Annotated in this window: 8 protein-coding genes and 2 pseudogenes; 3 read left to right on the top strand and 7 right to left on the bottom strand. The window is 51.3% G+C overall.

Going from position 1 to position 4,526, the window contains the following annotated elements:
• Positions 1-274: 274 nt before the first annotated feature.
• A pseudogene (locus tag DQ405_RS27830) lies at positions 275-659 on the top strand (hypothetical protein).
• A gap of 198 nt (positions 660-857) precedes the next feature.
• On the opposite strand, the gene DQ405_RS28780 reads toward DQ405_RS27830, so the two are convergent.
• The 4 genes from DQ405_RS28780 to DQ405_RS27810 all read right to left on the bottom strand — a co-directional run bounded on the left by DQ405_RS28780 (position 858) and on the right by DQ405_RS27810 (position 2,560).
• The gene (locus tag DQ405_RS28780) at positions 858-1,331 is read right to left on the bottom strand and encodes a hypothetical protein (RefSeq protein WP_241730193.1); all 474 of its coding nucleotides are present in this window, start codon (positions 1,329-1,331) and stop codon (positions 858-860) included.
• A 7-nt stretch (positions 1,332-1,338) separates the two neighbouring features.
• Positions 1,339-1,881, bottom strand: coding sequence for an AAA family ATPase (locus DQ405_RS28775; protein ID WP_241730191.1), 543 nt, complete (start codon positions 1,879-1,881; stop codon positions 1,339-1,341).
• Positions 1,866-2,207 carry a hypothetical protein gene (locus tag DQ405_RS27815; RefSeq protein ID WP_241730190.1) on the bottom strand — a complete coding sequence of 114 codons (342 nt, stop codon included), beginning with the start codon at positions 2,205-2,207 and terminating at the stop codon, positions 1,866-1,868. Before DQ405_RS27815 ends, DQ405_RS28775 begins: the two co-directional genes overlap by 16 nt.
• A gap of 80 nt (positions 2,208-2,287) precedes the next feature.
• Positions 2,288-2,560 (bottom strand): hypothetical protein, encoded by a 273-nt coding sequence (locus DQ405_RS27810; protein WP_241730189.1) that lies wholly within the window; start codon positions 2,558-2,560, stop codon positions 2,288-2,290.
• On the opposite strand from DQ405_RS27810, the gene DQ405_RS27805 reads away from it, so the two are divergent.
• Together DQ405_RS27805 and DQ405_RS27800 are read left to right on the top strand one after the other, a co-directional pair.
• Positions 2,559-2,714, top strand: a complete 156-nt coding sequence (locus DQ405_RS27805; protein WP_241730188.1) for a hypothetical protein — start codon at positions 2,559-2,561, stop codon at positions 2,712-2,714. The two genes, DQ405_RS27810 and DQ405_RS27805, sit on opposite strands and share 2 nt — an antisense overlap.
• Positions 2,715-3,025: 311 nt before the next feature.
• On the top strand, positions 3,026-3,163 hold the full coding sequence (locus DQ405_RS27800) for a hypothetical protein (RefSeq protein WP_241730187.1): 138 nt from the start codon (positions 3,026-3,028) through the stop codon (positions 3,161-3,163).
• Here the strand turns inward: DQ405_RS27800 and DQ405_RS27795 are convergent.
• The 3 genes and pseudogenes from DQ405_RS27795 to DQ405_RS24500 all read right to left on the bottom strand — a co-directional run.
• Positions 3,150-3,461, bottom strand: a complete 312-nt coding sequence (locus DQ405_RS27795; RefSeq protein ID WP_241730186.1) for an AAA family ATPase — start codon at positions 3,459-3,461, stop codon at positions 3,150-3,152. The genes DQ405_RS27800 and DQ405_RS27795 overlap by 14 nt on opposite strands.
• A 158-nt stretch (positions 3,462-3,619) precedes the next feature.
• Positions 3,620-4,090, bottom strand: coding sequence for an SH3 domain-containing protein (locus DQ405_RS24505; RefSeq protein ID WP_241730195.1), 471 nt, complete (start codon positions 4,088-4,090; stop codon positions 3,620-3,622).
• 127 nt (positions 4,091-4,217) lie between these two features.
• Positions 4,218-4,526: pseudogene (locus DQ405_RS24500) on the bottom strand (hypothetical protein); the annotation flags it as partial.

Genomic DNA, 4,526 nt, shown 5'->3' with positions numbered 1-4,526 from the left:
GTTTGGCGCATGGAGAAACTGACCAAAGTGACGCTTGGTGAAGACCAAAACGAGTGTGTTGTGTGCCTGCTAGAGGTGGAGACCGGCTCCAAATATCACAGCTCTCACCAACCTGGCTTCAACACTGATGTGCTGAGCAACCTTCGTCCGATCTATCACGCAAAACATGATTCGTACAGCCTGAGATTTACCAAGATTCCTGCACGATACCAGCACAGTTGGTTGCGTGTGGTTTTCCTGGTAACGCCATACTGGCTGCGAAAGGAGCGCAATTATGCTGAACACTGTGGATGTGAATCTTCATGGAAAACGACATACAGATTTCGATCTTGCACGAATCCTAAAAAGCACAGGCGCAAGGCTTCGACAAACCGATAACAGCCTATCTCTGCGGAGTATCCATAAAGGCTCGTGCTGGATTAGGAGTCGTGTTTGGTCACAACCGCAAAGACCAATATGGACGGTTCGGCGACGGTCACCTGATCCGGACTTCTGACGTCATTAAGGCGGAGCGCGAGGGCCGATTTTGGGTACTTACCACAGAAAACTCACGCTTCGTGATCGCGACGTTTCAGCACGGTAATGGACGTGCAAGCCTGCGTCATTTTTTGCGGTTGTCTAGTGGTCAACATCATCTGTCACCGCACCTTCTGCAATAGAGCGTGCCACCCATGACCGGCCCATGCCTAAAGGCTCGGGAGAATGTATGTGCAGGACGCTGAAGAAAATTGGGCGAGCCGATCTGAACTGCATCCAGTATCTATGAAGGGTACGGCACGACTAGGCTCCCTCGCATCCTGAAAAATGTGGCTGGTCGGTGATGCCTAGCATCTCTAGGATGCCTCAGCCAGTCCGACCTACATAGTTTTAAACGGTTTGAAAAGCTTTTCGGGCGCCAGGTACAGCTTTCCGCGAGTCCGCGAGAAGGCAACATAGAGTTTGTTTTTTTGTGCTGTGGGCGAGGATGTCTGGTAGATCTTCCAGTGAGTAGTGCCCAGCACTACGCACACATCGTTGTAATGATCCAGCCCCTTACTAGCGCCCCAGTTGTTAGACAGACACCCGTATTTGTAATGCTCCTGGTAGAACAGCTTGACCACCTCGCCATCCGCGTGCACGGCGTTAGCATCCACTTGATTGGACAGAGGAATGATTTCGGTTTCATACGTATGCTGTGACTGCATGTCAATCTGGAGATGTGTACGGATAAAATCACATACGGTGATGCCACACCTCCAGCTTCGGCTCAGTGTTTCCTTGTCGACAGTCACACCCGCCTTTTGAAAAAGCTTTTCGTATTTCCCAATGTCAGCGTGTAGCGAGCTGTTCACGTTTCCATCACGACTGGTGTCGAACGTATGCTGATAGAAAATCACCTACAAATAGCATTTCAACCTTGGCTTTCGCTAATGCCATTAGCAGGTTGAAATCATGACCTGCTAGGTCTTGAACTTCGTCGACATAAAACTCATCGTAAAAGCGCTCCATTCGCGCCATCACGTCAGGAATTGCGTTAACGGTCTCTAGGAGCTTTGCGAGGCGATTGTGGTAAACGCTGCCGCTTGTAGTAGCGTAATACGCCATATTGTCCCGTTTGAGCTTTAGCGTACGGGCGTGCGGAGCTCGAAAGCTGATTCCCCGCGTTTGCATATGCACTTGCAGCAGAGGGCGATAGCAGAAGCTATAAAGGAACGTGAAATAACTCAGCAGGTTGATGTTTTTCGGCACATGGCCAAACCGTTTGATGATGCTATCGCGCAAATGGCGATAGTTGTTCTCCGTGTAGGTGATTATCAGTGCGCGCTTTTCTAGGCTCAGACGCTTCACTAGCAAGGTGGTCTTCCCTGAACCTGCCACAGCGAACATCACTCGTTTATCCATTGGATTGCCTCCGCGATGTAGGCAGGAACGGTGAGTTCGCCTGGCTTTCCCTTGAGCAGCTCAAACGCGGCTTCTGCCTTGTTTGCCAGCATGTATTCCAAGGGGGAGAGGGTTTTTCGTCCTGGGCCGAAGACGGTCTTGCAGGTTTCCTCGTTGTCGTTGTGCAACCCTATTTCGAAGGTTGAGCGGGCATTGTCTTTGTCGGCAAAGACTTTGGCATTATCCGAAGCGAAGTCGACGTAGTTTTCTACGCAGTTTTTCTGATAATCCTTGTCATTATCTCGTATGGCTGCGACTCGAATTCCGAGCAGGTTAGCGAGCTCCATGTACCTTTTGAAGCTGGTGCCCCCAATAGAGATTATGTGAACGTCATCGACATGCGGTAGACGCCCATTTGTACATTGCTTTATAGAACTCTTTCCACCAGGATGAATTCAGCATCACCTTCAACCAATATCACCTTCTTGGAGAGCGCGAACTCCAGGACATTGTTATCCGGGGCCTTCATGAAGAATTCTGCGGTATCAGGTGATAGGGCTTTAAGTGAGCCAGCAGCTGCATTCGGGCCGATCAAAAGGGCATGCCGAAGATCAAGCCTTGAGCAGATATGGCTGCTGTGGGTTGCAATGAAAAGCTGGGTGCTCTCGTTCTCCGCTAGCTTGGCGACAAGTGCTTTCATGGAGGAATGGCTGAGGTGGTTCTCAGGCTCCTCCAAAGAGCATTACATCCAAGCCGCCTTGCTTGTGCTTGCTCAGCGCAAATTCAGTCTTGATGAAGCACTGCCTTCCTTTGCCGTGGTTCTCAAGCGGAATATTGTCTTCCGTGATGATTAGGTCAGTTTCCAGGTTCGACCGGACGCTACTCCGTACGTCAAACTGATACGCGGGGAGGTCGGCGTTTGAGGGCTGCGAGATGTTGTCCTGTAAAAGCCTGCTTGCCTTGGCGATACAGGTTTTCAAGCTTATAGCGGTCTTCAACGGGGGCGTTGAAAGCGTACACAGCTCGGGTGTATTCACGAGATGCGTAGTCGCCATCAATACGTGAACCGTCTAGCATCATGTGTTTGATGGGTCGGTTGAAAGCTGCATAGGGCTGCAGGCGAACGTTTCAACCGCACCGCGTAATATTCGAACGGGAAGTTTGGTTGATCATCAGCCAAGATGGCTTGCACCGCTTCGGCCATCACGTCGGCCATCACCGCAAGGATCATGCGCACGCCGTCAGTCTGGCGCTGGTGGGAGTTGTTGGTTCCATACAGGCCTTCGTCGTCACCTTCCTCTAGGAAAAACGTCGACTATCAGCTCAGGTAGTTTCTCCAGGCTCTTCTCCCCAGCAAGGAAAGTGTCAACCGAATCCTTGTTGAGCAGAGCTTCTGCACCCAGAGCTTCAATGCGGTTGCGACTCCCGCCGAGCGCGAGGTCTAGCGCGAGCAAAATGGTGCTTTTTCCTGCCTCATTGTTGCCAATCAGCACATTCTTCCCAGACTCAAAATCGAGCTGTGAGCGTTTTGAATTTTTTGAAATTCTTGAATTACCACTTTCCGTATGGTGTGCATGTTTAGCCCTGAGCTGGAAAATCAAAAATGAAGTTGAACCACATGATTGTGGAGTCAGGTGGTTACGGATTCATAGCCAATACATATCCGTCTGCAACGAAACCTCGTCAAGAGGTCGGCTCGTTTTCCGGCTAAAGCGCCTGCGAGAGTGTAATCCCCGGCAAGACGTCATCAGATAATTGCTCAAACGCCGTACCGCTTGTTACCGCCAGAGGTAATGCAGTAACGACCACCCCTAGGCCCTATACACACGTTTCCAGAGGAACAGGGGCACGAGGAACCGTAAGCTGGAGTCTGTTGGCGAGCGGGCAGTGGAAGCTGGGCCGACGGTCTGGGCTTCGGAACAACGTAGCAGCCAAGCCCACTGCATAGACTCTTGGACGAAAGCCATTTCGAAGATTGACCATCAATGCTGACGCGCGCCCATTCATTCCTAGTTTCGAAGACCTGAACCTTTTCCCCGCGCTTCAGTTTGGAGATGACCTTTCCACCTGGTTGATCCCTGACATTGAGATTATCAGCACTCACAAAGTGCTCAGTTGCGGAAACAGGAGCTGGGGTTGGCGGTGAGGCCGGGGAAATCGACGCTTGCGTATTCGGCGAGCTAAGAGCGTGTGGCTGTACCGGGGCTGGAGGCGTGTCTTTCTTCCCCATTGCCCACAGGACGGCAAAAAGAATCAGGAGCGGGACAAACCATGAGGGGGACTTCTTGCGCATATCCATTGCTCTCATTCAGCATGTATTACAACGGCTGTCTTCCTGACCAACCTGACGTCATCACCTATTGCGAGCTTAGCCAAGCTTCCACTTTTTGCAGCCTGTGCAGTTCAGAAAGCTGGGGCTTGCCAAGATCCAGCACCTTAAGCAACCGACTCCTTGCCTCAGGGGAAGGAAACCATTCCGCGACTTCTACATTGCAATGTGTTGAATCGCTCAACGCCCATTTAACGATCATGTCAGTTGCAGCTCTGTAGTGATCAGCCATGAAGAGCCCTCTGCCCTCTACGGCCCAGCCACGCTCCCTGAGCTGCTCGGTAACATCAGTGATGCCCGTGTCACCAAAAAAGGCGTCGGTATCTGGGTAGTGAAT

The sequence above is a fragment of the Pseudomonas sp. SST3 genome, assembly GCF_003325755.1.
This window is presented reverse-complemented; position numbering and strand designations above follow the sequence as displayed.

Bases quoted from the DNA above. Each gene is read 5' to 3' on its own strand.
- DQ405_RS28775 (WP_241730191.1), bottom strand. From the start codon at position 1,881: ATGGATAAACGAGTGATGTTCGCTGTGGCAGGTTCAGGGAAGACCACC.
- DQ405_RS27815 (WP_241730190.1), bottom strand. From the start codon at position 2,207: ATGGAGCTCGCTAACCTGCTCGGAATTCGAGTCGCAGCCATACGAGAT.
- DQ405_RS27805 (WP_241730188.1), top strand. From the start codon at position 2,559: ATGGAGGAATGGCTGAGGTGGTTCTCAGGCTCCTCCAAAGAGCATTAC.
- DQ405_RS27810 (WP_241730189.1), bottom strand. From the start codon at position 2,560: ATGAAAGCACTTGTCGCCAAGCTAGCGGAGAACGAGAGCACCCAGCTT.
- DQ405_RS24505 (WP_241730195.1), bottom strand. From the start codon at position 4,090: ATGGGGAAGAAAGACACGCCTCCAGCCCCGGTACAGCCACACGCTCTT.